The sequence below is a fragment of the Novosphingobium rhizosphaerae genome (genome assembly GCF_050920675.1).
Lineage (GTDB): Bacteria > Pseudomonadota > Alphaproteobacteria > Sphingomonadales > Sphingomonadaceae > Novosphingobium > Novosphingobium rhizosphaerae.
Window position 1 is genome coordinate 702,954 of the sequence record NZ_CP137861.1, and the last position, 24,416, is coordinate 727,369.

The following is a 24,416-nucleotide window of genomic DNA, read 5'->3' on the forward strand; positions in this document are numbered from 1 at the left end:
AGGCTATATGCCTCCCCCTTTTTTGATTGCATTCGATCAAAAGCGATCATGATCGCTTGATGCCCTCTCCCTTTTCGTTCCCGGCCGTGATAGGCCCGGCGCAACGACGAGCGATGGATGGCCAGATGATCATTTCCGCACCCACCGATTTCCGGGCCGCGGCGCAGCGGCGCCTGCCGCCTTTCCTGTTCCACTATATCGATGGTGGATCGGGCGCGGAAACCACGCTGCGCCGGAACGAGGCCGATCTCCAGGCGCTGTCCGTCCGCCAGAACGTGCTGCGCGACGTGGCCGGGCTGTCCACCGCAACCACGCTGTTTGGCGAAGACATGGCCCTGCCGGTAGTGCTGGCGCCGGTGGGCCTTACCGGCATGTATGCGCGGCGCGGCGAAGTGCAGGCCGCGCGCGCCGCGGCCGCCCATGGCGTGCCGTTCACGCTTTCCACCGTGTCGGTCTGTCCGCTGGAAGAAGTGCAGGCGCAGTGCCCCCGGCCGATCTGGTTCCAGCTCTATGTGCTCAAAGACCGCGGCTTCATGCGCGCCGTGCTGGAACGCGCCAAGGCGGCCGGCATCAAGACGCTGGTGTTCACGGTCGATATGCCGCTGCCCGGCTCGCGCTATCGCGATGCGCATTCGGGCATGTCGGGCGCGCGGGCGCCCTTGCGCCGCATGGTCCAGGCCATGACCCATCCGGCCTGGGCCTGGGACGTGGGCCTGCGTGGGCGACCGCACGACCTGGGCAATATCTCGCGCTACATGGGCAAACCCATGGCGCTGGGCGATTACATCGGCTGGCTGGGCGCCAATTTCGATCCGGCCATCGGGTGGAAGGACCTGGAATGGATTCGCGCCTTCTGGGACGGGCCGATGGTGGTGAAGGGCATTCTCGAACCCGATGATGCGCGCGATGCGGTGCGCTTTGGCGCCGATGGCCTCGTCGTGTCCAACCATGGCGGCCGCCAGTTGGACGGCACGCTGTCATCGGTGGCGGCCCTGCCGCGCATTGCCGACGCGGTGAAAGGCGATTTGCGCATCCTGGCCGATTCAGGCGTGCGCACCGGGCTCGACGTGGTGCGCATGATCGCCAGCGGTGCCGACGCGGTGATGCTGGGCCGCGCGTTCATCTATGCCCTGGCCGCGCGGGGTGAAGCCGGCGTCGGCCAGTTGCTCGACCTGATCGGACGCGACATGCGCGTGACCATGGCACTTACCGGCGCGCGCACCCTGGCCGATCTGGGGGCCCACACCCTGGCGTGAGCCAGGCGGTCAGCCGCCCCAGTCCCTGATCCGCCGGCGCAGCGGCGGATCGAGCGTGCCCAGGTTGCGCATCGCCAGCATCGCCGAAAGCACCGACAGGTGTGCCCCGGCCAGCCGCGCCGGCGTATGCCCGGTGAACAGCCGCACTTCGCGGATCATGTGGGACTGGTCATAGAAATGGTCGGCCACGGCCGCTGCCCGCTGCGGCGTGATCGCCGGATCGCTGAGCAGGGCCGCCGCGCGCAGGGCACGATATTGGCGGGCAAGCTGCTTGGGCGGCAATCCGAAATAGCGATCGACCAGGCGTTGCAACTGGCGCGGCGAATAGAACGCACCGCCATAGAGATCATCCAGCACCGGTGACATCGTGCGGCCCAGCCAGGCCAGCACTGCTTCGACCAGGCGCACATGCGCATCGGGCAAGGCGTGCAGCCGCGCGCGCAGCACCGGCGCGCTGCGCGCCACCATCTCGGCCAGCGTCAGTGGCTGCACGCCGTGGGCCTGGGCCAAGTCTTCGCCCAGGCGGCGTACCGGGCTGCCCAGCAAGCTGCCGGCCTCGCGCAGGCGGTTGCCGTGCTCGGCCGCCGAGAGGCCGCCGGTCAACGCCGCCCAGCCAAGCGGGGACAACGACGCGCCGAACAGATGCCAGGGCCCGGCCATCTCGATCCGCGCCGCTGCCGAAAGTGGGGTCAGCAGGCTGGCCCGGCAACTGGCGTCCGCCGCGCCACCCACGGTGTGCAACGTGCCCGCGCCACGCAGGAAAAAGACCAGCACGCCAGGGCCGGCCGGCTGCGCGGCGACCAGATGGGCAGCGTGGGACCGCATCTCGAAAAACATGGTCACGTAGCGGGCCAGGTCTGGCGGCGCGGGTTGATAGGCCATGTCGAACCGGGCCCCGTCAAACCCGGCCATGTCGCCCGGTTGCGGGATGGACCAGCCCCCATTCATGCCTGACCGGTCCCGTGCCGATCTGGCGCGGAGCGATCCTGCACAGGCCCATTTTGCACCAAGTCGTGCTGTGATCTTTTGCGAAGCCCCATCGGCAGCAGCGATCACCCAGGCCACTGTCATGTCAAGGCAAAGTGGCCGATACTTCGAGAATGGATGAAAAAACGGCGACCCAGCCCAAGGGCCAAGCCGCCGTGAAGTGGAGAACTCGATACATCGCTGCACCGAGCCCTTCGGGTCGCAATGCGGAACTAGGCGATAGGCTGATTCCCGGATTGTATGGATTCGACAAAATCGGTGGCATCCGCGCCACAGCGGAAAGGTTTTCGCAGCGCAGCGCGACATTAATCCACTTGGACGGCGTTTTGCGACTTGGCGACGCGCCCCCGGGCCGCAATAGGGAAAGCCCTTGCCCCGATCGCTCCCAACGCATGGCCCGGTATGCTCTATCGTCTTGCACGTCCTTTGCTTTTTCGTTTGCCGGCCGAAACCGCCCACACCCTGACGCTGCGCGCGCTGGCGCTCTCGCCGCTGGGCGGCCGCGCCGCGCCGGAACCGGCCCTGGCCCAGCGCGTGGCCGGCATCGTGTTCCCCAATCCCGTGGGCCTGGCGCCCGGTTTCGACAAGAACGCCCAAGTGCCCGACGCGCTGTTCGGCCTGGGTTTCGGATCGGTCGAAATCGGAACGGTTACCCCGCGCCCGCAGGCCGGCAACGCGCGCCCGCGCCTGTTCCGCCTGATCGAGGACGAGGCGGTGATCAACCGCATGGGCTTCAACAACGATGGCGCCGAAGTGGTGGGCCGCCGGCTGACCCAGCGCCTGGGCCGCCCCGGCATTCTGGGTGTCAACATCGGCGCCAACAAGGATTCGCCCGATCGCGTGGCCGATTACGCGGAAATGACGCGGATCACGGCGCCCCTGGCCACCTATCTCACCGTCAACATCAGTTCGCCCAACACGCCGGGGCTGCGCGCCTTGCAGGATGAAAGTGCGCTGGGCGACCTGCTCGATGCCGTGATCGCTGCCCGCGGCCCACACAAGACACCGATCTTTCTCAAGCTGGCGCCCGATCTGCAAACCTCGGACATCGATGCGATCTGTCGGATCGCGCTCGACAAGCGGCTCGATGCGCTGATCGTGACCAACACCACGATCACCCGCCCGGCCGGCCTGCGCTCGCCATTGGCGGCCGAAACCGGCGGGCTTTCGGGCAAGCCGCTGGCGCCCATGGCGCTCGACATGCTGCGCGCCTTCCGCAGCGCCACCGGCGGGGCCATCCCGCTGATCGGCGTGGGCGGCATTGCCAGCGCCGAAGACGCCTGGCAGCGCATCTGCGCCGGTGCCAGCCTGATCCAGCTCTATAGCGCCATGGTCTTCCACGGGCCCAAGCTCGCGCAGAATATCGTCACCGGTCTCGCCCGCCGCGTGCGTGCCGCCGGCATGACAAGCATTGCAGAGGCCGTCGGGACGCAATAGCGAACAAGGTCATGAACCTGCGTCGCCTCCCCCCGTTTGCCACTGCCTCGCTGGCGGTCCTTTCCACCCTTGGCCTTGGCGCCTGCCAGACCATGCCGGGCGCGGCCTCCGCGCCGGCATCGGTGCCGCCGCAAGCGTCGGCCCTGGCGCCTGGCCGTCTCGATGGGGCGGATGTGGGCCGGCAGGGCCTGGTTTCCGCCGCCGATGCGCGCGCGGCCGATGCCGGGGCGCAGATGCTGCGCCAGGGTGGTTCGGCCACCGATGCCGCGCTCGCGACGATGCTGGCGCTGACCGTGGTGGAACCGCAAAGCTCGGGCATTGGCGGCGGCGGCTTCCTGGTGATGGCCGATGCCGCCGGCCAGGTGGATACGGTCGATGGCCGCGAAAAGGCGCCTGCCGCCGCCACCCCGCAGTGGTTCTTCAAGGATGGCCAGCCCATGGCCTTTCCCCAGGCGCGGCCTGGCGGGCGCAGCGTGGGCGTGCCCGGCTCGCTGCGGCTTGCCGCCTTGGCGCACGCCGAACACGGCAAGCTCGCATGGCGCATGCTGTTTGCCCCGGCGATCAAGCTGGCGCGCGATGGCTTTGCCATCACCCCGCGCCTCTATCGCGCCTTGTCCGACAGCCCCGAGATCGCCGGCCTCGATCCTGCCGGCCGCGCGCTGTTCTACGGCGCCGATGGCCGGCCGTTGCCGGTCGGCACGGTGGTGCGCAATCCGGCCCTCGCCGATACGCTCGAAGCCCTGGCCGCCCGTGGCGCAGACTGGTTCTACAGCGGCGCCAATGCTCAGGCCATCGCCACCAAGGTCGGCACGGCCCCGGTCAACCCGGCGCCTTTGACCACGGCAGACCTTGCCGCGTTCAAGGCCGTTCCACGCCCGGCTGTATGCGGCAAGTATCGCCAGTATCGCATCTGCTCGATGGGGCCGCCCTCTTCGGGCGCCACCACCGTACTGGCCACGCTGGGCCAGCTCGAACGGTTCGATCTGACCGCGCTGGGCCCCGATAGCCCGGTGGCCTGGCATCTCCTCGCCGAAAGCGAGCGCCTTGCCTATGCCGACCGCGACCAGTACCTGGCCGATCCCGATTTCGTCAGCGTGCCGGTGGCCGGCCTCACCGATCCGGCCTATCTGGCCCAGCGTTCGCAGCTGATTTCGGCACAGACCGCCCTGCCCCGCGTCACCGCCGGGGTGCCAGCCGGCGTCAAGACTGCGCTCGCCCCGGCGCGCGCGCAGCCCGAATTCGGCACGTCGCATTTCGTCACGGTGGATCGCTGGGGCAATGTCGCCAGCTACACGTCCACGGTGGAAAGCGCGTTCGGTTCCGGGTTGATGGCCAATGGCTATTTCCTCAACAACGAACTGACCGATTTCAACCTCGATCCCATGCACGATGGCCAGCCCACGGCCAATCGCGTGGAAGGTGGCAAGCGACCGCGCAGCTCGATGTCGCCCACGGTGGTCTATGGCCCGGACGGGCAGGTGCGGCTGGTGGTGGGCGCCGCTGGCGGGGCCACGATCCCCGCCCAGGTGATCCGCGCGCTGATCGGCGTGCTCGATTGGCATCTGACCGCGCAACAGGCCCTCGCCCTGCCCGTGCTGTTCGCACCGGGCGAGCGGGTTTGCGTGGAACAGGGCAGCCGCCTGGAAACGATGATCCCCACGCTTGTCGCCATGGGCCACGCCCAGGCCCAGGCCTGCAAGATGCCGCTCAAGGCCAACGCGATCGAGCGCGTCGGCAACCGCTGGCTGGGCGCCGCCGATCCGCGCAGCGAAGGCGCCGCGATCGCCCAATGATCGTGCCAACCCGGCTGCCCCATGGCAGCCGGGTGACATCCACCAAAGCACGCTTGCCGTAGCGGAACACGCAGCCTAGCTATCCGTTTTGGGAACTGGCCCCGGTGTGGGCCAGGTGGGAGAGTTCGCGTGTCCGTGCCTGAAATCCAAGCCGCCAGCCTGCAAGCCGCAAGCCTGGTGGCGCAGCTGGGTGAAACGCCCAACCTGGTCAGCCTGTTCCTGGCCCGCGCCGCGCAACATGGCGATGCCCCGTTCCTATCGGCCAAGCGCCAGGGTGCGTGGGTTGCGCAGTCGTGGCGCGAAGTGGCCGATCAGGTGTGCCTGCTGGCGCAAGCCTTGCGCGCGCTGGGCCTCAATCCCGGCGACCGGGTCATGCTGGTGTCGGAAAACCGGCCCGAATGGTGCATGGCCGATATCGCGATCATGGCTGCGGGCCTGGTGACCGTGCCCACCTACACCACCAACACCCAGCGCGATCACTTGCACATCCTGGAAAATTCCGGCGCGCGGGCGATCATCGTGTCGAATGCCAAGCTGGCCCAGCCGCTGCTGGCCGCCGCGCTCACTGCGCCTTGCGCCGAACACGTGATCGCGATCGAGCCGCTGCGCCAGCAGCAATCGGGCACGCTGCACTTCCACGAATGGGACAGCCTGGTGCAGGGCGATGCCGCCGCTGCGCGTGCCGCAGTGACGCAGCGCCTGGCCACGATCGGGCGGCAGGACCTGGCGTGCATCATCTATACCAGCGGCACCGGCGGCGCCCCGCGCGGCGTGCGCCAGCACCACGGTGCGATCCTTGCCAACGTCGCTGGCGCCGCGCAGATCCTGGCCGAGGATTTCCACCTGGGCGACGACCAGTTCCTTTCGTTCCTGCCGCTGAGCCACGCTTACGAGCACACCGGCGGGCAATGGCTGCCGATCGGGGTGGGCGCGCGCATCGCCTATGCCGAGGGGCTGGAAAAGCTGGCCGCCAATATCGAGGAAGTGCGCCCCACGATCATGGTGGTGGTGCCGCGCCTGTTCGAAGTGCTGCGCGCACGGATCATCAAGCAGGTCGAAAAGCAGGGCCGCCTGGCCAGCTGGCTGATGGACCGAGCGCTTGCCATTGCCAGCCACCGCCAGGAAACCGGGCACATGCGCCTGATCGATCGTCCGCTCAATCTGCTGATCGAGCGCACCTTGCGCCCCAAGGTGCGCGCGCGGTTCGGCGGACGGATGAAAGCGCTGGTTTCGGGCGGCGCGCCGCTCAACCCAGAAGTGGGCCTGTTCTTCGAAGCCATGGGGCTGACCATGCTGCAAGGCTATGGCCAGACCGAAGCCGGCCCGGTGATCGCCTGCAACCGCCCGGCCGCCGGCATCCGCATGGATACCGTCGGCCCGCCGCTGTGCGGTGTGGACGTCCGCATCGCCCCCGATGGTGAAATCCTCGTGCGTGGCGAGCTGGTCATGCACGGCTATTGGCACAACGATGCCGAAACCGCGCGCGCCATCCAGGATGGCTGGCTGCACACCGGCGATATCGGCCATATCGACGCGCAGGGCCGCATCAAGATCACCGACCGCAAGAAAGACATGATCGTCAACGACAAGGGCGACAATGTCTCTCCGCAAAAGATCGAGGGCATGCTCACGCTGCAGCCCGAAATCGCCCAGGCCATGGTTTCAGGCGACAAGCGGCCCTATGTCGTCGGCCTCATCGTGCCCGACGCGGAATGGGCAATGCAGTGGTCGGTGGAAAACGACGCACCGCACGACCTGGCGCGGCTGGCGGACCTGCCTGCCTTCCGCAGCGCCGTGCGCGAGGCGGTGGACCGCGTGAACCGCGATCTTTCCGTCATCGAAAAGGTGCGCCAGTTCACCTTGGCCGATGAACCCTTTGCCATTGCCAACGAGGAACTCACGCCCTCGCTCAAGATCCGCCGCCACAAGATCCGCGAACGCTACGGCCCCCGGCTCGACGCCCTCTACAAGGCTTGATCGACGCGCTAAGGCAGGCGGATGCCCCGCTCTGCCCAGCACACCACCCTGATCGGCGTCTGCGCCACGCTCGCCGCGCAAGTCTCGGGCAATCTGGGCGCCGGCTTTGCCAAGCAACTCTTTCCGCTGGTGGGTGCCGGCGGCACCACGCTGCTGCGGGTTAGCCTGGCGGCGCTGGTGCTGCTGGCATGGCGGCGGCCCTGGCGGCGGCCGGTGCCGCGCGCGCTCTGGGCCGGTCTTGCCGGCTATGGCGCGATCCTGGGCGTCATGAATTTCCTCATTTACCAGGCCTTTTCCCATATCCCCATCGGCATTGCCGTGGGCATCGAAGTGATGGGGCCCCTGGCCATCGTGCTCGCCGCCTCGCGCCATCCGCGCGATTTCGTGTGGCTGGCCTGTGCGGCGGGTGGGCTGGCACTGCTGATGCCCTGGCCCAGCCTGGCCCCACACGAGGCACTCGATCCGCGCGGGGTGCTGCTTGCGGCTGCCGCCGCGGCATGCTGGGCCAGCTATATCCTGCTTGGGCGGCGCGTGGCGGCCAGCCTGGGCAGCGATGCGGTGGCCTGGGGCATGGCCGTGGCCGCGATGATCGTGGTGCCGCCACTCGGCATCGCGGTGGGTGGGGCAAAGCTCTTCGCGCCCCACGTGCTCGGCATGGGCCTGGCCATTGCCGTCCTGTCCAGCGCGTTGCCTTATGGTCTTGAAATCGGGGCGATGCGGCGCCTGCCCGCGCACGTCTTCGGCATGCTGCTCAGCGCCGCGCCAGCGATCGCCGCGCTAACCGGCTGGGTGCTGCTGGGTGAGCGGCTCACCCCCGGCCAATGGCTGGCGATTGCCCTGATCGTCACGGCGCTGGCCGGCACCGCCGCCTTTGCCGCGCCGCGCCGGCCCGAAGCGGCCTAGGCCGCCTCTTCCAGCGGCACGAATTCGGGAAAGAAAGTCGGCGCGCGAGTGGACCAGCCCGGTGCCGTGGCAGCCGCTTCGCTGATCGATTGCAGCAGGTCCTTGCGCCGCAACGGGCGGATCTGCGGCAGCGCCGCCGCGCCGCAGAACGCCGCGGGCAGCCAGGGGCGCACGTCGGCGCTCAGCAGCCGCTCGTAAAGGAAACGATAGGCCGAAAACCCATCGAGCCGATCCTGCCCCAGATCGAACGCGGAAAGCCGGATCAACGCGCCCATGAAGCGCTCGATGCCGTCGGCCGCCGGCCCCTCGGGCAGCATCGTGCGCAGCAGTTTGAGATCTTGATAGACCACGTATTGCGTGCGGATCGCGGCCGTCTCTGCCGGGGTGCGCGCCCAGATCTGGAACGCGTCGCGCCGGCCCAGGCCGATATCCAGGCTGCGCCGGATATAGCGCTGGGTCGCTGCGGGAAAACTGGCGAATTCACGCAGTTCGTTCAGCAGCTGGGTGGCAGTCTGGCTGTGGGACATGGCGCACTCCGATGCGGCCGGCCCGTCCGTTCAAAATCTGGCCCGCCGATGGCCAAAAGCTACGCCCCGATAGTTAGCGCGCCATTAATCGTCCCATGCGCACGGCTCCCGCCGCGCCGTTATGGTAAACTGCACCAAGGCGCGGCAGGGTGCCCGGCCTTCTCAGCTACGGCGATAGCGGAAGTACCAGATCTCGTGCCCCTGCGCCCGCGCCTTGGCGGCATAGCGGGTTTCGGGCCAGCCGGCGGGCCGCTGCTGGAAATCCTGCGGCCCCTGCGCCAGCCACTGGAACTGGTCGGTGTGGCGGCGCATCACCATCAGCGCGTGGCGCAGGTAGATCGGGTGATCGGTGCCAAAGCGGAATTCCCCGCCGGGCTTCAGCTTGCGGGCGAACAGGTCCACCGGCCCGTCGTTCATCATCCGCCGCTTGGCATGGCGTGCCTTGGGCCAGGGATCGGGATGGAGCAGGTAGAGGAACGACAGCGTGCCATCGGGCACCCGCTCCAGCACTTCCAGTGCATCGCCGTGGTAGATGCGCACATTGCCCAGCGGCGGGTGGGCGCCATTGTCGCCGTCCACATGGGTCAGCGCCTGGGCCACGCCATTGAGAAACGGTTCGGCGCCGATAAAGCCGTGATCAGGCAAGAGATCGGCACGATAGGCCATGTGTTCGCCGCCGCCAAAGCCGATCTCGAAATGCAGCGGGCAATCGTGGCCAAACAGGGCCTTGGCGGTAACCGGCCCTTCTGTCGGCACCGCGATCCGCGGCAACAGGGTATCGACCAGGGCTTGCTGCCCCTGGCGCAGGGGCTTGCCCTTGGCGCGGCCGTAGAGTCGGTTGAGCGTGGTCGGATCGCCGGGTTTGTGTGCCGTCATGGGGCGCAGCCGATGGCAGGGGCGCGGGGCCTGGTCAATGCCTGCGGTAAAAACCGCACGGTTTTGCTTGATCTGTGATCGATCTTTGCAAAGATCGGCCATGGTCACCGATCCCACCATTGCCCGCCCGCATACCTACTATTCCGCCAGTCTGGCCAACGACGTGGCTTGGCCGGTGCTGCAAGGTGATCACAGCGCGGACGTAGTCGTCATTGGCGGTGGCTTCACCGGCGTGAACACCGCGCTGGAACTGGCCGAGCGGGGCTTTTCGGTGGTGCTGGTGGAAGCCAACCGCGTCGGCTGGGGCCAGAGCGGGCGCAACGGTGGCCAGGTCACCGGCAGCCTGTCGGGCGAAGGCGAACTGCGCAGGCAGTGGAAACGCCGCCTGGGCGCGGAACTCGATGACTTCATCTGGTGGCTGCGCTGGCACGGCCAGGACGTGATCGCCGCGCGCGTCGCCCGCCACGGCATCGACTGCGACCTCAAGCACGGCCACATCCACGCCGCGATGAAGCCGTCGCACATGGCCGAACTGGAAGACACCTTTGCGCAAGGCTGCGCGCGCGGCATGGGCGACGATGTCGTGCTGCTCGATGCCGCCGGCATGCGCGATCACCTGGAAAGCCCGCTCTATTGCGGGGGCCTGCTCAACAGCCGCAACATGCACCTCCACCCCCTCAAGCTGTGCCTGGGGGAAGCGCAGGCAGCCGAGCGGCTGGGCGTGCGGATCTTCGAGGGCTCCCCGGTCCTCGATGTGGTCCACGGCCCGCGCCCGCAAGTGGTCACGGCCCAGGGCCGCGTCACCGCCAACCAGGTGATGATCGCGGGTGACGTCACTCACAAGCTGGAGCGCAAGCGGCTGTCGGGCATGATCTTTCCGGCGGTGGGCGGCATCGTCACCACCGAACCGCTGGGCGAAGCGGCGCACGCGATCAACCCGCACGACCTGGCCGTCTACGATTGCCGCTTCGTGCTCGATTACTATCGCCTCACCGCCGACGGGCGCCTGCTGTTCGGCGGCGGCGCCAACTACTCGGGCCGCGAATCGCGCTCCTTTGCCGAGGAACTGCGCCCGGCGATCGAGGCCACGTTCCCGCGCCTCAAGGGCGTGAAGATCGACCACGCCTGGTCCTGCGCCATGGGCATCGTGATCAACCGCGCCCCGCAACTGGGCAAGCTGACCGACAACGTGTGGTACGCGCAGGGCTATTCCGGCCACGGCGTCGCCACCAGCCACGTCGTGGCCGAAGTCATGGCCGAAGCCATCGCCGGCACCATGGAACGCTTCGACGTGTTCGCCGCGCTCAAGCCCGTGCGCCTGCCCCTGGGCGACCTGCTGGGCAACCCGCTGCTCATGCTCGGCATGCGCTGGTATCTGCTGCTGGAGAAGTTCCGCTAGGCGTTTGGACGGGGCGCGTGGCAAGTTCCACCCCTATCAGCCCATTCCCTCGTCATTCCCGCGCAGGCGGGAATCCAGCGACCGCTGCGCAAGAAGGGCAACCGCCCGGTTTTGGCGCCACCTCACATCTAGATTCCCGCGTGCGCGGGAATGACGGAGTGGGTGGCGTCCAAGGCAACTCATCGCCGAAACGGAACGCGCGAATTATCGGCATCGGCAGAACTTACCAGACGAGTGCGACAGGTTCCGCCCCAGCTTCAGCAGCCTCAAATGCCTTAAGTAAGTCGTTGGCACAATAAGCGCGCCATCCTAACCCTGCACCATACTTTAAATCCGTTGGATCAGCTTTACCCCGTGCTTCGTCTCTAGCTATTTGATCGAGTGGATCTCCGGGGGCAGCTAGTTGCGCATTAATCACAACGCAATATCGACGCGTGAGCAACAGAAGATTTTTCGCATCGGAAGCTTGAATCAGTAGATGGTCTGAAGCCTTGTCAAGATCAGTTTTCAAACGATCAATTGTCTCGGCTTCGAATGCAGAGGCCATGACTTTCATTTCCATCAAGACGCTCTCGAAGGCTGACCCAGACTTGTCTCCTCCCGAAAAGGATCCGCAGTAAATGTTGATTCCACCCATGACTGCCACCCTTCAACATCATTGAAGAAGTAATGCTCCCACACCCGCTTTCCACCAAAATAAGAGCTATCCGCGCCAGCACAGCGGTGCCCCATCAGTTATACGCCATCTCCCCCACCAATGTTACACGTGAAACACCAAACGAAAACGGCCCGTCGTGGGAACGGGCCGCTTCGGGATTGTTTGCTGGGGTAGAGTGTCAGGCCGCTTCGATGGCCGACATGTCGTCGGGATCGCGCAGCACATAGCCGCGGCCCCAGACGGTTTCGATGTAGTTCTCGCCGCCGCAGGCGTGGGCCAGTTTCTTGCGCAGCTTGCAGATGAACACGTCGATGATCTTGAGTTCCGGCTCGTCCATCCCGCCATAGAGATGGTTGAGGAACATTTCCTTGGTCAGCGTGGTGCCCTTGCGCAGCGAGAGCAGTTCCAGCATCGCGTATTCCTTGCCGGTCAGGTGCACGCGCGCGGCGTCCACTTCCACCGTCTTGGCATCGAGATTGACCGAAAGCTTGCCGGTGCGGATGACCGACTGCGAATGGCCCTTGGACCGGCGCACCACGGCGTGGATGCGGGCGATCAGCTCTTCGCGGTGGAAGGGCTTGGTCACATAATCGTCGGCACCGAAGCCGAACGAGCGGACCTTGGAGTCCATTTCCGAAATGCCCGAAAGGATCAGCACCGGCGTCTGCACTTTGGCAACGCGCAGCTTCTTGAGCACGTCGTACCCGTGCATGTCGGGCAGGTTCAGGTCGAGCAGGATGATATCGTAGTCATACAGCTTGCCGAGATCGAGGCCTTCCTCCCCCAGGTCGGTGGAGTAGACATTGAACCCTTCGGCCGTCAGCATCAATTCGATGGCCTTGGCCGTTGCCGGCTCGTCCTCGATCAGCAGCACGCGCATGGATCAGCCCCTTCTTGCCATTCCCCTGGCACCAGCCTCTGCGAATTGAGGCGCGTGCCCGTCATTAACCATAGGACCAATGAACATGAAAGGTTAATTTAACGTAAGCACAGGTCCCGTGTCGGTCGGCATTAACCAGCAGGCATGGCGGGCAACGCCGAATTATTCGCTCTTGCGCAAACGGCGTACCTTAATGCCCCCCAAGGCCATCGGCGATACTGTCTGCTTTGCCCAATCGTAAGTCCACAGGGTTAACGATTTTTTCCAATACCCATCGGGAAAAACGCCCATTCCGGAGTAGATCGGCGCTAAAATCGCTCAATCCGTCACGATTCCCAGGCGCGCCGCGGCATCGCGCAGCTTTTGCGCGTTGGCCGGCTGCCCGCGGAACGCGGCCAGGCCCTTGTCCAGCGCCTTGACCGCATCGTCACGCCGCCCCTGCTGCACGCGGCTGCGAATCAACAGGATCCAGCCATCGACATTGGCCGGATTGCGCGCCAGCCGGGCTTCCAGGCCATCCACCATGCCGCGCGCCATGGCATCGCGCGCACCGCTGCCGGCGGGCGTGCCCGACACGATCTTGAGTTCGGCATTGGCGGGCCCGGGCAGTGCACCCTTCTTGTGGTCCTTCGCGCCGTCCTTTGCCCCGCCCTTGGTCTTGTCGGGCTTGGGCAGGCGCGCTTGGGAATCGGCAATCGCCAGGCGCTTTTCCACTTCGATATGGTGGCGCTTGCCCACCGAGCGGATCACGCTGCGGATATCGCTGGCATAGGGCGCATCGGGCGGCGTCTCGCTCAACTGGGCAAACCAGGCGCGCAGCGCGCGGCGGTGCTGCCCGGCCAGGTCGAGCGAGAGCGCCTTGAAATAACGCGCGCGGGCATTCTTGGGATCGCGCGCCAAGGCGTGGTCGAAAGCCAGGCGCGCGGCGCGCGGCATCTTGCCTTCGCGGCGCGAGGCCATGACCAGCGCCTCGCCCAGGAACGAAAAGGTTTCGGCATGATCGGCATCGAGCCAGGTGGCCCGGCGCAGCGCGCGCGCCGCATCCTTGTAACGTTCGTTCTGGAAATAGGCCCAACCCAGCATGCGCCAGCCCTGCACGTCTTCTGGATCGTCCTTCAGCCGCTGTTCCATCCGCGCGATGGTATCGTCCACCACCGGCGATGGTTCGGGGCTGGGGGTGGGATCGGGCGTGGCATCGGCTGTGCTGGCGGCCGGCGTGCCGGTCGGCGCCGTGCTGGCATCGGGCACGGGCACGGGCATGCCGCTATCCAGCACCACCGGCACCACTTCGGGGCGCGGTGGCCCGGCCTCGGCCGCCACCAGTTCGGCCGGGCGCTCCAGGCGATAGATGCCGATGCCGCCGCCCACGATCGCCGCCACCGTCAGAACCCCGATCGCCACGCCACGCCACACCGGCGGTTGCGGCCCGCCGGCAGGAGGAGTCTCGTCGGTCTGGTTCATCGTGTCGTCCCTCATGCCGGGGTTCCCCGGCCCTTTCCGCGCCGCCGCATTATCTTGGGCATGCCCCCCCGGTCAACGCAAGCCGGTCAACGAACCCCGGCCAGGGCTTTTTGGCGGCGCCGCTGCACCGAGCTGCCCAGGCCGATCGCCTCGCGATACTTGGCCACGGTGCGCCGCGCCAGATCGAACCCGCGCGCCTTGAGCAGATCGACCAGGGCATCGTCGGACAAAATCGCCTTGGGGTCCTCGCCGTCGATCAGCTGGCGAATCGCGGCTTTCACCGCTTCGGCCGAAACCCCTTCGCCATCGGTCCCCGCCACGCCGGAGGTGAAGAAATACTTCAATTCGAACGTGCCGCGCCGGCAATGCAGGTACTTGTTCGACGTCACGCGGCTGATCGTGCTTTCGTGCATCTGCACCGCCTCGGCCACGGTGCGTAGTGTCAGCGGGCGCAAGTGCGAGACGCCGTGGCGGAAGAAGCCGTCCTGCTGCTTCACGATCTCGGCCGCCACTTTGAGGATGGTCTTCTGCCGCTGGTCCAGCGCTTTCACCAGCCAGTTGGCATCGGCCAGCTTTTCGCCCAGCCAGGCCCGCGCCGCCTTGCCCACGCAAGAGCGGCGCATTTCGACGTAATAGCTGCGATTGATCAGCACCCGTGGCAGCGTGGCGGGATTGAGGCTGATCGCCCAGCCGCCGTCGGGCGCCGGGCCGATGAGAATGTCGGGGCTGATCGCCTCGGCCGGGCCGCTGCCGAAACGCAGGCCCGGCTTGGGATCGTAGCCGCGCAATTCGGCCAGCATGTCGGCAAAGTCTTCCTCGTCCACCCCGCACAGGCGGCGCAGGCGGGCCAGTTCGCCACGGCCCAGCAGTTCCAGGTTGTCGAGCAGGCGGGCCATGATCGGATCATAGCGATCCGCCTCGCGCGCCTGCAGCGCCAGGCATTCGCCCAGGCTGCGCGCGCCAACGCCGGTGGGATCGAGCGACTGGACCAGCGCCAGCGCCTGTTCGACCAGCGCCAGGGGCACGCCCAGCGCCTCGGCCACTTCGGGCAGGCTCATGCGCAGATAGCCGGTCTCGTCCAACTGGTCGATCAGCCAGCGCGCCACGAACAGCGCCCTGGCGTCCGACGTGGTCACCCCGATCTGGCCATGCAGATGCTCCGCCAGCGAGGCTGCCCCGCTCGCGCGCTCGTCGATATCCGGGCCTTCGCCACCGCCGCCGGTCTCGGCGCCGATGCTGCCTTCGCCCAGGCCCGGCGACGGGCTTGCAAGGCCGCCGTCACCGGTGTCGCGATCAAGATCGAGCGCAGCGGTGTCGATATCGAGCGGGCGATCTTCCGCCGCGCGACCTTCGCCCACCAGCTGGTCCACCGGGCTCGATTCCAGATGGGTGCGGCGCCCCTCTTCGGGCATGCCGTCCTCGCCGCCGGGCAGCGCCGGCGCTGTATCGCCGATTTCCAGGAGCGGGTTGGCATCCAGCGCTTCGCCGATGAACGTCTCGACCTCGAGATTCGACAGCGCCAGCAGCTTGATCGCTTGCTGCAACTGCGGCGTCATCACCAGCGATTGCGACTGGCGGATATCGAGGCGAGGACCAAGGGCCATGGCCGGCCGTGTTAGGCGCGTATGGTAAAGGGAATGCGAAAGGCGCCACGCCTCACAGCGTAAAGCCCTCGCCCAGATAGAGCCGGCGCACGTTGGGATCGGCCACCAGCGCCTCGGGGCTGCCGGCAAACAGCACCTGCCCGCCATAGATGATGCAGGCGCGATCGACGATATCGAGCGTTTCGCGCACGTTGTGGTCGGTGATCAGCACGCCGATGCCGCGCTTCTTCAAGTCCTTCACCAGATCGCGGATATCGCTGATCGAGAGCGGGTCGATCCCGGCAAAGGGTTCGTCGAGCAGGATGATCGAAGGCCGTGCCGCCAGCGCGCGGGCGATTTCACAGCGCCGCCGCTCACCGCCCGAAAGCGCCATGGCCGGGCTCGTGCGCAGCCGGGTCAGGCTGAATTCGTCGAGCAAGCGGTCCAGTTCGGCCACGCGGGTGGCCTTGTCCGGCTCCACCAGTTCCAGCACGGTGGCGATGTTCTGTTCCACCGTCATGCCGCGAAAGATCGAGGTTTCCTGCGGCAGATAGCCCAGCCCCAGCACCGAGCGGCGGTACATCGGCAGCTTGGTGATATCCACGCCATCGAGCAGGATGCGGCCCGAATCCGGCCGTACCAGCCCCATGATCGAATAAAAGCAGGTGGTCTTGCCCGCGCCGTTGGGGCCGAGCAGGCCCAGCACTTCGCCCTTGCCCACCGACAGCGAGATATCGGTCAGGACCGCCCGCTTGTCATAGGACTTGGCGATGGACACCACCTCTAGCCCGCCCTGCGGAATGGGCACGGCGGCGGAACCAGGCGCCGATGCAGGCGCGAGCGCAGAGGAAGAGCCAGTCATGCCCCACCCATAGCCGGGTCCGGCGCCGGGGCAAAGCCCAAGCCGTTGTCCTTGGCAAGGTTCGTGCATGGGATGGGCCGTCCGGCACATCGGCGCCCGCGCCTATCCGGGCCTTTCCTTATGGCCAATCCCTATCGCTTCGGCCCTTTTCCCCAGGTGGGACAGCGCGGCGTGCAGGGCCCTTGCGCCGGGGCGAGGGCCATGGTGTTATGCAATCCACACCATTGGCGCATGAGAGGGGCCATCATGGGCACAACCGGGTCTTTCATCCCCGCGCGCACATCGGAAAGCGAGCGCGCCATCAGGATCGAAGCGGCGCACAAGCGCATCAGCAACGCCGTGGCCTATGGGCTGATGGTCTATACCGCTTTGCAGATCTTCCTGACGATGCGGGCGCTGGAAGAGGCCGACAACACGCTGCTGCCGATGCTGGCGCTGGTGGCATTGGTCGGCGCGATCATCCCGCTCTACCGCCGCATGGAAAAGAAATGGGACGCAACGGCCCTGCGCCTGGTCGATGATCCGGCCGCCCTGGCCCAGGCGCTGACGCGTGCCCGGTTGACGATCTGGGCCGTGTCGATCGGCCTGCCGCTGCTGGTTACCGTGGTGATCGAAGGCCTCTTGGCCCTGATAGCAGGTTGATGGGCGGCTGATTGCCGCCGCCTCCCCCAACGGCTAGGAGCAGCGCAGCCCGGCCATAGGCGGCCGGCCAAGCTGGAGTACGCCGATGTTGACCCCCGCCCAGGCCCAGGAGCGTTGCCAGGCCTTGATCGACCGTGCCGCCCGCGCCGGGGCGCAGGCAGGCGATGCGGTGTACCTTGCCAGCGGGTCGGAAAGCGTGAGCGTGCGCCTGGGCGCGCTGGAAGACGTGGAACGCTCCGAATCCGAACATATCGGCCTGCGCGTGTTCGTCGATGGCGCCTCGGCCTCGATCGGTTCAACCGACCTTGGCGATGCCGCGCTCGATGAACTGGCCGCGCGCGCCGTGGCCATGGCCCGCGCCGCACCGGCCGATCGCTTTGCCGGCCTCGCCGACGAGACCCTGCTGGCACGCGGCCCCTTCCCCGATCTGGAACTGGACGATCCGGCCGAACCGGCGCCGGCCGATTTGCGCCGCCTGGCGCAGGAAGCCGAAGACGCCGCCCGCGCCGTGCCCGGCGTGACCAACAGCGAGGGCGGCAGCGCCAGCAGCGGGCGCGGCGTGGTGGCGCTCGCCACCAGCCACGGCTTTGCCGGTGCCTATGCCGCCAGCAGCCATTCGGTCTCGGCCAGCGTGATCGCGGGTGAAGGCGGCGCCTTGCAGCGTGACTATGCCTGGGCCAGCACGCGCTTTGTCGAAGACTTGCGTGCCGCCGCCGACATCGGTCGCGAAGCGGGCGAGCGTGCCGTCGCGCGGCTGGGCCCCGGCCGCGTGAAAAGCGGCGCGGTGCCGGTGGTGTTCGATCCGCGCGTGGGCGGTTCGCTGGTCGGCCATCTGCTCGGCGCCATCTCGGGTTCGGCGATTGCCCGCCGCGCCAGCTTCCTCCTGGGCAAGGATGGCGCGCAGATCTTTGATACGGGCGTGACGATCACCGACGATCCGCTGCGCCGGCGCGGCTTGCGCTCTCGCCCGTTCGATGGCGAAGGCCTGCCCACCGCCCCGCGCAAGCTGGTCGATGCCGGCTGCCTCACCGGCTGGCTGATGGACAGCGCCGCCGCCCGCCAGTTGGGCGCCGCGCCCACCGGCCACGCCTCGCGCGGGGGATCGGGCGCGCCGCATGTGACGGCGGGCAACCTGGTGATCGAACCGGGCAAAGTGACCCGCGCGCAGTTGATCGCCGATATCGCCGATGGCGTCTATGTCACAGAGCTGATCGGCCACGGCGTCAATGGCGTGACCGGCGATTACAGCCGGGGCGCGGCCGGGTTCCGCATCGTCAACGGCGAAATCGCCGGCCCGATCGCGGAATTCACCGTCGCCGGCAACCTGCTCGACATGTTCGCCGCGCTGGTCCCGGCCGACGACCTCAAGATCGAACGCGGCATCGACGTGCCCACCCTGCGCATCGACGGCATGAGCGTGGCGGGGGACTGAAGGCGCGCTACCCGCGCGCCCCATCGCGCGCCATGCCCAGCGCCATGCGCTCCAGCACGTCGCCCATCGCCTGCGCCAGCTCGGCATCGGCCGGCGCCACATCGGCAATCGCGCGACGCATCGCCTGCGCCCATTGACCGGCCGTTTCCTGGTCGATCGGAAAGGGGCTGTGCAGCGACATCATGCACTTGCCCGGATTGGCCTGCCACCAATCGCGCGGGCCGCCGCACCAGCCGGCCAGGAAGCTGGGCAGCGCGGCGCGCATCGGCGCCAGGTCGGCCGCGTGCATCGCGCGCAAGGCGGCATAGGCCGGATCGCTTTCCATCAGGTCATAGAACCGGTCGGTGATGCGGCGCAGGGCGGCATGGCCACCGATGCGTTCGAACGGGGTAGCAAGCGTGGCATCGGCAGAGGCTGCCATGATGGGCCTTTCGCGCAAGGGATGGGATGCTTGTCCCTATCGCCGCGCGCGGGCAGCCGCGTTGACCGGTATCAATCCGCCACCAGGCCGCGCAAGGTATCCAGGCGGTCCGCCTCGTGCGCGGGCTTGTCGGCGCGGATACGATGGATGCGCGGGAAACGCATGGCCAGGCCAGACTTGTGCCGTTTGCTGGCATGGACCGAATCGAACGCCACTTCCAGCACCAGGCTGCGATCCACCTCGCGCACCGGGCCAAAGCGGTTGACGGTGTGTTGCCGCACGAAGCGATCCAGCCATTTGAGTTCCTCGTCGGTGAACCCGAAATAGGCCTTGCCCACCGGCAGCAGGTCTGCCCCGGCATCGGGGTCGCCGTCCCAGCAACCAAAGGTGAAATCGGAATAGAACGACGATCGCTTGCCACTGCCCCGCTGCGCATACATCAGCACGCAGTCGATCAGCAGCGGATCGCGCTTCCACTTGTACCACAGACCGGTGCGGCGCCCCGCCACATAGGGCGCATCGCGGCGCTTGAGCATCACCCCCTCGATCGCGTCGTCGCGCGCGCGGGCGCGAATTTCGCCAAGCTCTTCGAGGGTTTCTGCCGCGATCACCGGCGAAATGTCGAACCGCGCGGGGTCCAGCCGGGGCATCAGGTCTTCCAGCGCCGCGCGCCGCGCTTCCCAGCCCAGCGGGCGCAAGTCTTCGCCCTCCAGCAGCAACACGTCATAGAGCCGCACGAACGCGGGATATTCGGCCAGCATCGCCTTGCTCACGCTCTTGCGCCCGAGCCTTTGCTGCAACGCGTTGAAACTGGCCGCCCCGCCCGCTTCGCCGCCTTGATGGCTGCCACGCACCAGCAATTCGCCGTCGAGCACCGCTGGCACGCGCAACGCATCGGTCATTTCGGGAAAACTGGCGGAGATATCGTCGCCCCCGCGCGAATAGAGCCGAGACTGCCCGCCGTCCTGGCCGGGCACATGCACCAGTTGCACGCGAATGCCGTCCCATTTCCATTCGGCGGCAAAGGCGCTCAGGTCCACAACCGTCTCTTCCAGTGGCTGGGCCAGCATGAACGGGCGGAACAGCGGCAAGCTTTGCGCGTCGGGCGGCGGCGCGCCATCGGCGGCCCAGGCAAACAGGTCGGCATAGGGCGGCGCCTGGCCGTGCCACAGCTCCTCCACCGCCTCCACATCCACGCCAAAGGCTTGGGCAAACGCCACTTTGGCCAGCCGCGCGGACAGGCCGATGCGCATCGCCCCGGTCGCCAGCTTGAGCAGGGCATAGCGCCCATTGGTATCGAGCCGGTCGAGCAGCCCGGCCAGCCGCTCCGCCGCCGTGGCGCGGGTCGCGCCGGCCAACGTTTCCACCACCTCGGTCACGCTGGGCGGGGGTGGCTGGGGCGCATGCGGTTCTGGCCAAAGCAGGCTGGCCGTTTCCGCCGTATCGCCCACATAATCGCGCGACAGGCGCCACAGCACTTCGTCCACCCGCGCGTCGAGCAGGCCGCGCACGGTGCCGGCCTTCACCGCCGGAAAATCCAGCCCATCGGTCAATGCTGCCAGCGCCCAGCCGCGATCGGGATCGGGCATGGTGCGCAGGTAGTCGGCCAGCAATGCCAGCTTGCCGTTGCGCGATCGGGTATAGACCAGGCCATCGACGAGGGCGGCAAAGCGTTCCATGTCAGGCCCTCCCCCGCTTGGAAGTTAAGCCGAATTCATTGGCCGCACCGCCGCGCGCGGTGGTATGGCCAGGGCTCACAGCCAGGAAACGCATATGACCCAGCGTCTTGCCACCATTGCCCTGCTTTCGCTGCCCGCCGCCCTGATGGCCGCGGCGCCCGCCCATGCGGCCGAACCCACCGTGCCGGCGAGCCAGTCCACGCCCGCCACCGCACCCACCACTGGCGCCCGCTTCACGCTCGATACGCCGATCGCCACCCTGGTGGCCGATGCGCAGGCCAAGGCAGTGATCGACAAGGATCTGCCTGGCCTTGCCAGCCATCCGCAGTTCGAGAGCTTCAAGAGCATGAGCCTCAAGGACCTGTCGGGCTTTGCCCCCGACAAGCTCACGCCCGAAGTGCTGGGCAAGGTGCAGACGGACCTCGCCGCCCTGCATTGAGGCACGGAGCGGATCCATCATCTGCGCCGCTCAATCATCTTCATCCTCATACCCCACCAGCGCCAGGGCACGTGCCGGGCGCTGGTGGAGCGCACACCAGCGCAGCAGGGCTTCTTCCCGCCCGTGGGTGATCCAGGTTTCGGCAGGGTTCACCTGGGTGATCGTCGCGGTCAGTTCATCCCAATCGGCGTGGTCGGAAATCACCAGCGGCAATTCCACGTTGCGCTGACGCGCGCGCTGCCGCACCCGCATCCAGCCCGATGCCATCGCGGTGATCGGATCGGGCAGGCGCCGGCTCCAGCGGTCGTTGAGCGCCGATGGCGGGCAGACCACGATGTGCCCCATCACGTCGGCCTTGGCCACGCCGGCGACCGGGCGCAGGTCACCCAGGTCGATGCCCCATTCGCGATAGAGGCCGCACATCCGCTCCATCGCCCCGTGCAGAAAGATCGGCGCATCGTGCCCCGCACGGCGCAGTTCGGCAATCAGGCGCTGCGCCTTGCCCAGGGCATAGGCGCCCACCAGCACGCAACGCTGCGGATGGGCTGCCAGGGCTTCACGCAGGCGGGCGATTTCCTCGTCGATCGGCGGATGGCGAAACACCGGCAGGCCAAACGTCGCTTCGGTGATGAACACGTCGCAGGGCACCACTTCGAACGGCGCGCAAGTGGGATCGGGCCGGCGCTTGTAATCGCCTGTCACCACCACGCGTTGGCCATCGCGCTCAAGCAGGATCTGGGCTGAACCCAGCACGTGCCCGGCGGGCACGAACGTGGCCCGGATACCGCCGTCCAGGTCTATGCTGCCGCCATAGTCCACCACGCGCCCACCTTCGGGCATCACGCCATAGCGCAAGCCCATGATCGCCAGCGTGGCCGCCGTGGCCGCGGTCTGCCCGTGCCCGCCGCGCGCATGGTCGGCATGCCCGTGCGTCACTAGCGCCCGGGCCACGGCATGCGCCGGATCGATCCAGGCATCAGCCGGGGGCAGATAGATGCCCTGCGGCTCGGGGCGAATCCAGGCAAGGTCAAGGGCCATGTGCGGTGACAATGGACCGCAGGCCCCTTGGGTTCCAGATGGGCGTTGGGCCAGATGGGCGCAAAAAACCTCCCCATCATCGATGGGGAGGGGAACCGCCGCGAAGCGGTGGTGGAGGGGCAGCAGCAGCGCAAGGCGTCGCCCCTCCGTCAGGCCTGCGGCCTGCCACCTCCCCGCGCGCGGGGAGGATCGAGGATCAAGCCCCCTGCGGCTGCAGCCCGCCGTTGCTGCCACCGCCGACGAAACGGCGGCCAGCGCGCGGCACCGTGGCGCCGGGTGCGGCGATCGGCCGGGCCGGGCCGGAGAAGCTTTCGGGCCGTTCCAGCTGGCCGCCGTCCATCAGCGTCTTGATCTCGTCACCGGTCAGCGTTTCGTATTCCAGCAGGGCCTGGGCCAACAGGTGCAGCTTGTCTTCGTTGGCACGCAGGATTTCCACGGCGCGGGCATAGCCCTGGTCCACCAGCGCGCGGATTTCGCTGTCGATCAGCTTGTTGGTGTCTTCCGAGGCCATGAGCCGGGCCGAACCGCCCATGCCCAGATAGCCTTCCTGCTGGTCTTCATACTGCAGCGGCCCCAGCTTTTCCGACATGCCCCACTTGGTCACCATCGAACGCGCCAGGCCCGTGGCATACTGGATGTCGCCCGAGGCGCCCGACGAGACCTTGTCGTGCCCGAAGATGATTTCCTCGGCCACGCGCCCGCCCATCGAAACCGAGAGGTTCGCGTGCATCTTGTCGCGGTGATAGGAATAGCTGTCGCGTTCGGGCAGGCGCATGACCATGCCCAGCGCGCGGCCGCGCGGGATGATCGTGGCCTTGTGGATCGGATCGGAAGCCGGCTCGAACACCGAGACGATCGCATGGCCGGCCTCGTGATAGGCGGTCATCTTCTTTTCGTCCTCGGTCATGACCATGGAGCGGCGTTCCGCGCCCATCATCACCTTGTCCTTGGCGTCTTCGAATTCCTGCATGGCCACCAGGCGCTTGTTGCGGCGCGCGGCGAGCAGGGCAGCTTCGTTGACCAGGTTGGCCAGGTCCGCGCCCGAAAAGCCGGGGGTGCCGCGCGCGATCACGCGCGGGTTCACGTCGGGCGCCAGCGGCACTTTCTTCATGTGCACGCCCAGGATCTTTTCGCGGCCCTCGATATCGGGCACCGGCACCACGACCTGGCGGTCGAAGCGGCCGGGACGCAGCAGCGCGGGATCGAGCACGTCGGGCCGGTTGGTGGCGGCGATGATGATGATGCCTTCGTTGGCCTCGAACCCATCCATTTCCACCAGCAGCTGGTTCAGCGTCTGCTCGCGCTCGTCGTTGGAATTGCCCAGGCCATGGCCACGATGGCGGCCCACGGCGTCGATTTCGTCGATGAAGACGATGCACGGCGCGTTCTTCTTGGCCTGTTCGAACATGTCGCGCACGCGGCTGGCGCCTACGCCCACGAACATTTCGACGAAGTCCGAACCCGAAATGGTGAAGAACGGCACGCCCGCTTCGCCGGCAATCGCGCGGGCCAGCAGGGTCTTGCCGGTGCCGGGCGAGCCGACCAGCAGCGCGCCCTTGGGAATCTGCCCACCCAGCTTGGAAAAGCGGCTGGGATCGCGCAGGAATTCAACGATTTCCTGCAGTTCCTCGCGCGCTTCGTCGATGCCGGCGACGTCGTCAAACGTCACGCGGCCCGAACGCTCGGTCAGGAGCTTGGCCTTGGACTTGCCAAAGCCCATGGCGCCCGAACCGCCACCCTTCTGCACCTGGCGCAGGGCGAAGAACGCCACGCCCAGGATCAGCAGGAACGGCAGCGACTGCGCCAGCACCCACACGAGCATGTTGGGCTCTTCCTGCGCCTTGCCGGTGTAGGGCACGTTGTTGTCCTGCAACAGCTTGGGCAGCAGTTCCTTGTCCCCATCCACGGGCGTGGTGGTAAAGGTCTGGTCGTTCTTCAGCGTGCCGGAAATCTTGTCGGCGCCGATCTGCACGTCGCGCACCTGGCCTTCGGCCACCCGGGCGCGGAAATCGGAATAGCCGATCTGCGTTCCCGAAGCATCGCTGCGTGCCCCGAACATCGAGACCACGAGCAGCAGGGCGAGGAAGATACCCCCCCACACCAGAAGGCTCTTCATCCAGGGATTTCCCTGCGGCTGGTCATCGTTCATCGGTCACGCAATCCTTT

21 protein-coding genes are annotated in these 24,416 nt (G+C 67.1%); 9 read left to right on the plus strand and 12 right to left on the minus strand.

What is annotated here, in order from left to right:
• The first annotated feature begins 125 nt into the window (after positions 1-125).
• The gene (lldD, locus tag R9J51_RS03225; RefSeq protein ID WP_169475738.1) at positions 126-1,256 is read left to right on the plus strand and encodes an FMN-dependent L-lactate dehydrogenase LldD; all 1,131 of its coding nucleotides are present in this window, start codon (positions 126-128) and stop codon (positions 1,254-1,256) included.
• Between the two features lie 9 nt (positions 1,257-1,265).
• On the opposite strand, the gene R9J51_RS03230 is transcribed toward lldD, so the two are convergent.
• Positions 1,266-2,204 carry a helix-turn-helix domain-containing protein gene (locus tag R9J51_RS03230; RefSeq protein ID WP_218847433.1) on the minus strand — a complete coding sequence of 313 codons (939 nt, stop codon included), beginning with the start codon at positions 2,202-2,204 and terminating at the stop codon, positions 1,266-1,268.
• 441 nt (positions 2,205-2,645) lie between these two features.
• Here R9J51_RS03230 and R9J51_RS03235 point away from each other — a divergent pair, with 441 nt between their 5' ends.
• The 4 genes from R9J51_RS03235 (at position 2,646) to R9J51_RS03250 (ending at position 8,353) form a co-directional block, all read left to right on the plus strand.
• Positions 2,646-3,680 carry a quinone-dependent dihydroorotate dehydrogenase gene (locus tag R9J51_RS03235; RefSeq protein WP_168555646.1) on the plus strand — a complete coding sequence of 345 codons (1,035 nt, stop codon included), beginning with the start codon at positions 2,646-2,648 and terminating at the stop codon, positions 3,678-3,680.
• Between the two features lie 11 nt (positions 3,681-3,691).
• Positions 3,692-5,473, plus strand: a complete 1,782-nt coding sequence (ggt, locus tag R9J51_RS03240; RefSeq protein WP_246866052.1) for a gamma-glutamyltransferase — start codon at positions 3,692-3,694, stop codon at positions 5,471-5,473.
• A gap of 177 nt (positions 5,474-5,650) precedes the next feature.
• Positions 5,651-7,450 (plus strand): AMP-binding protein, encoded by a 1,800-nt coding sequence (locus tag R9J51_RS03245; protein ID WP_168556070.1) that lies wholly within the window; start codon positions 5,651-5,653, stop codon positions 7,448-7,450.
• A gap of 21 nt (positions 7,451-7,471) precedes the next feature.
• Complete coding sequence (locus R9J51_RS03250) at positions 7,472-8,353, plus strand: EamA family transporter (protein ID WP_179505853.1); 882 nt, start codon at positions 7,472-7,474, stop codon at positions 8,351-8,353.
• Here R9J51_RS03250 and R9J51_RS03255 read toward each other — a convergent pair.
• Positions 8,350-8,880, minus strand: coding sequence for a hypothetical protein (locus R9J51_RS03255; RefSeq protein ID WP_168555648.1), 531 nt, complete (start codon positions 8,878-8,880; stop codon positions 8,350-8,352). The two genes, R9J51_RS03250 and R9J51_RS03255, sit on opposite strands and share 4 nt — an antisense overlap.
• Before the next feature lie 162 nt (positions 8,881-9,042).
• Positions 9,043-9,756 carry a tRNA (guanine(46)-N(7))-methyltransferase TrmB gene (gene trmB / locus R9J51_RS03260; RefSeq protein ID WP_179505854.1) on the minus strand — a complete coding sequence of 238 codons (714 nt, stop codon included), beginning with the start codon at positions 9,754-9,756 and terminating at the stop codon, positions 9,043-9,045.
• Between the two features lie 100 nt (positions 9,757-9,856).
• Here trmB and R9J51_RS03265 point away from each other — a divergent pair, with 100 nt between their 5' ends.
• Positions 9,857-11,155 carry an NAD(P)/FAD-dependent oxidoreductase gene (locus R9J51_RS03265; protein ID WP_179505855.1) on the plus strand — a complete coding sequence of 433 codons (1,299 nt, stop codon included), beginning with the start codon at positions 9,857-9,859 and terminating at the stop codon, positions 11,153-11,155.
• 223 nt (positions 11,156-11,378) lie between these two features.
• On the opposite strand, the gene R9J51_RS03270 is transcribed toward R9J51_RS03265, so the two are convergent.
• From R9J51_RS03270 to lptB, 5 genes are all read right to left on the minus strand, one after another.
• The gene (locus R9J51_RS03270) at positions 11,379-11,792 is read right to left on the minus strand and encodes a hypothetical protein (protein WP_179505856.1); all 414 of its coding nucleotides are present in this window, start codon (positions 11,790-11,792) and stop codon (positions 11,379-11,381) included.
• A 199-nt stretch (positions 11,793-11,991) separates the two neighbouring features.
• Positions 11,992-12,693 (minus strand): response regulator transcription factor CtrA, encoded by a 702-nt coding sequence (gene ctrA, locus R9J51_RS03275; protein ID WP_110764144.1) that lies wholly within the window; start codon positions 12,691-12,693, stop codon positions 11,992-11,994.
• Positions 12,694-13,011: 318 nt separating this feature from the next.
• Positions 13,012-14,169: a TPR domain-containing protein gene (locus R9J51_RS03280; RefSeq protein ID WP_221240686.1), complete on the minus strand. Its 1,158-nt coding sequence runs from the start codon at positions 14,167-14,169 to the stop codon at positions 13,012-13,014.
• Between the two features lie 71 nt (positions 14,170-14,240).
• Entirely contained in the window at positions 14,241-15,758 is a 1,518-nt protein-coding gene (gene rpoN, locus R9J51_RS03285; RefSeq protein WP_179505857.1) for an RNA polymerase factor sigma-54, read from the minus strand.
• Positions 15,759-15,810: 52 nt separating this feature from the next.
• Positions 15,811-16,599 (minus strand): LPS export ABC transporter ATP-binding protein, encoded by a 789-nt coding sequence (gene lptB / locus R9J51_RS03290; protein WP_168555692.1) that lies wholly within the window; start codon positions 16,597-16,599, stop codon positions 15,811-15,813.
• Between the two features lie 246 nt (positions 16,600-16,845).
• On the opposite strand from lptB, the gene R9J51_RS03295 reads away from it, so the two are divergent.
• Both R9J51_RS03295 and R9J51_RS03300 read left to right on the plus strand, forming a co-directional pair.
• The gene (locus R9J51_RS03295; protein ID WP_168555693.1) at positions 16,846-17,241 is read left to right on the plus strand and encodes a hypothetical protein; all 396 of its coding nucleotides are present in this window, start codon (positions 16,846-16,848) and stop codon (positions 17,239-17,241) included.
• Between the two features lie 85 nt (positions 17,242-17,326).
• Positions 17,327-18,673 (plus strand): TldD/PmbA family protein, encoded by a 1,347-nt coding sequence (locus tag R9J51_RS03300; RefSeq protein ID WP_179505858.1) that lies wholly within the window; start codon positions 17,327-17,329, stop codon positions 18,671-18,673.
• Positions 18,674-18,680: 7 nt separating this feature from the next.
• Here the strand turns inward: R9J51_RS03300 and R9J51_RS03305 are convergent, their stop codons facing one another.
• Complete coding sequence (locus tag R9J51_RS03305; protein ID WP_179505859.1) at positions 18,681-19,094, minus strand: group II truncated hemoglobin; 414 nt, start codon at positions 19,092-19,094, stop codon at positions 18,681-18,683.
• A gap of 71 nt (positions 19,095-19,165) precedes the next feature.
• Complete coding sequence (locus tag R9J51_RS03310) at positions 19,166-20,773, minus strand: cisplatin damage response ATP-dependent DNA ligase (RefSeq protein ID WP_179505860.1); 1,608 nt, start codon at positions 20,771-20,773, stop codon at positions 19,166-19,168.
• 94 nt (positions 20,774-20,867) lie between these two features.
• On the opposite strand from R9J51_RS03310, the gene R9J51_RS03315 reads away from it, so the two are divergent.
• The gene (locus tag R9J51_RS03315) at positions 20,868-21,212 is read left to right on the plus strand and encodes a hypothetical protein (protein ID WP_179505861.1); all 345 of its coding nucleotides are present in this window, start codon (positions 20,868-20,870) and stop codon (positions 21,210-21,212) included.
• A gap of 30 nt (positions 21,213-21,242) precedes the next feature.
• Here R9J51_RS03315 and R9J51_RS03320 read toward each other — a convergent pair whose 3' ends face one another.
• The gene (locus R9J51_RS03320; protein WP_179505862.1) at positions 21,243-22,250 is read right to left on the minus strand and encodes a ligase-associated DNA damage response exonuclease; all 1,008 of its coding nucleotides are present in this window, start codon (positions 22,248-22,250) and stop codon (positions 21,243-21,245) included.
• Between the two features lie 196 nt (positions 22,251-22,446).
• Positions 22,447-24,399 (minus strand): ATP-dependent zinc metalloprotease FtsH, encoded by a 1,953-nt coding sequence (ftsH, locus tag R9J51_RS03325; protein WP_168555699.1) that lies wholly within the window; start codon positions 24,397-24,399, stop codon positions 22,447-22,449.
• Positions 24,400-24,416 lie beyond the last annotated feature (17 nt).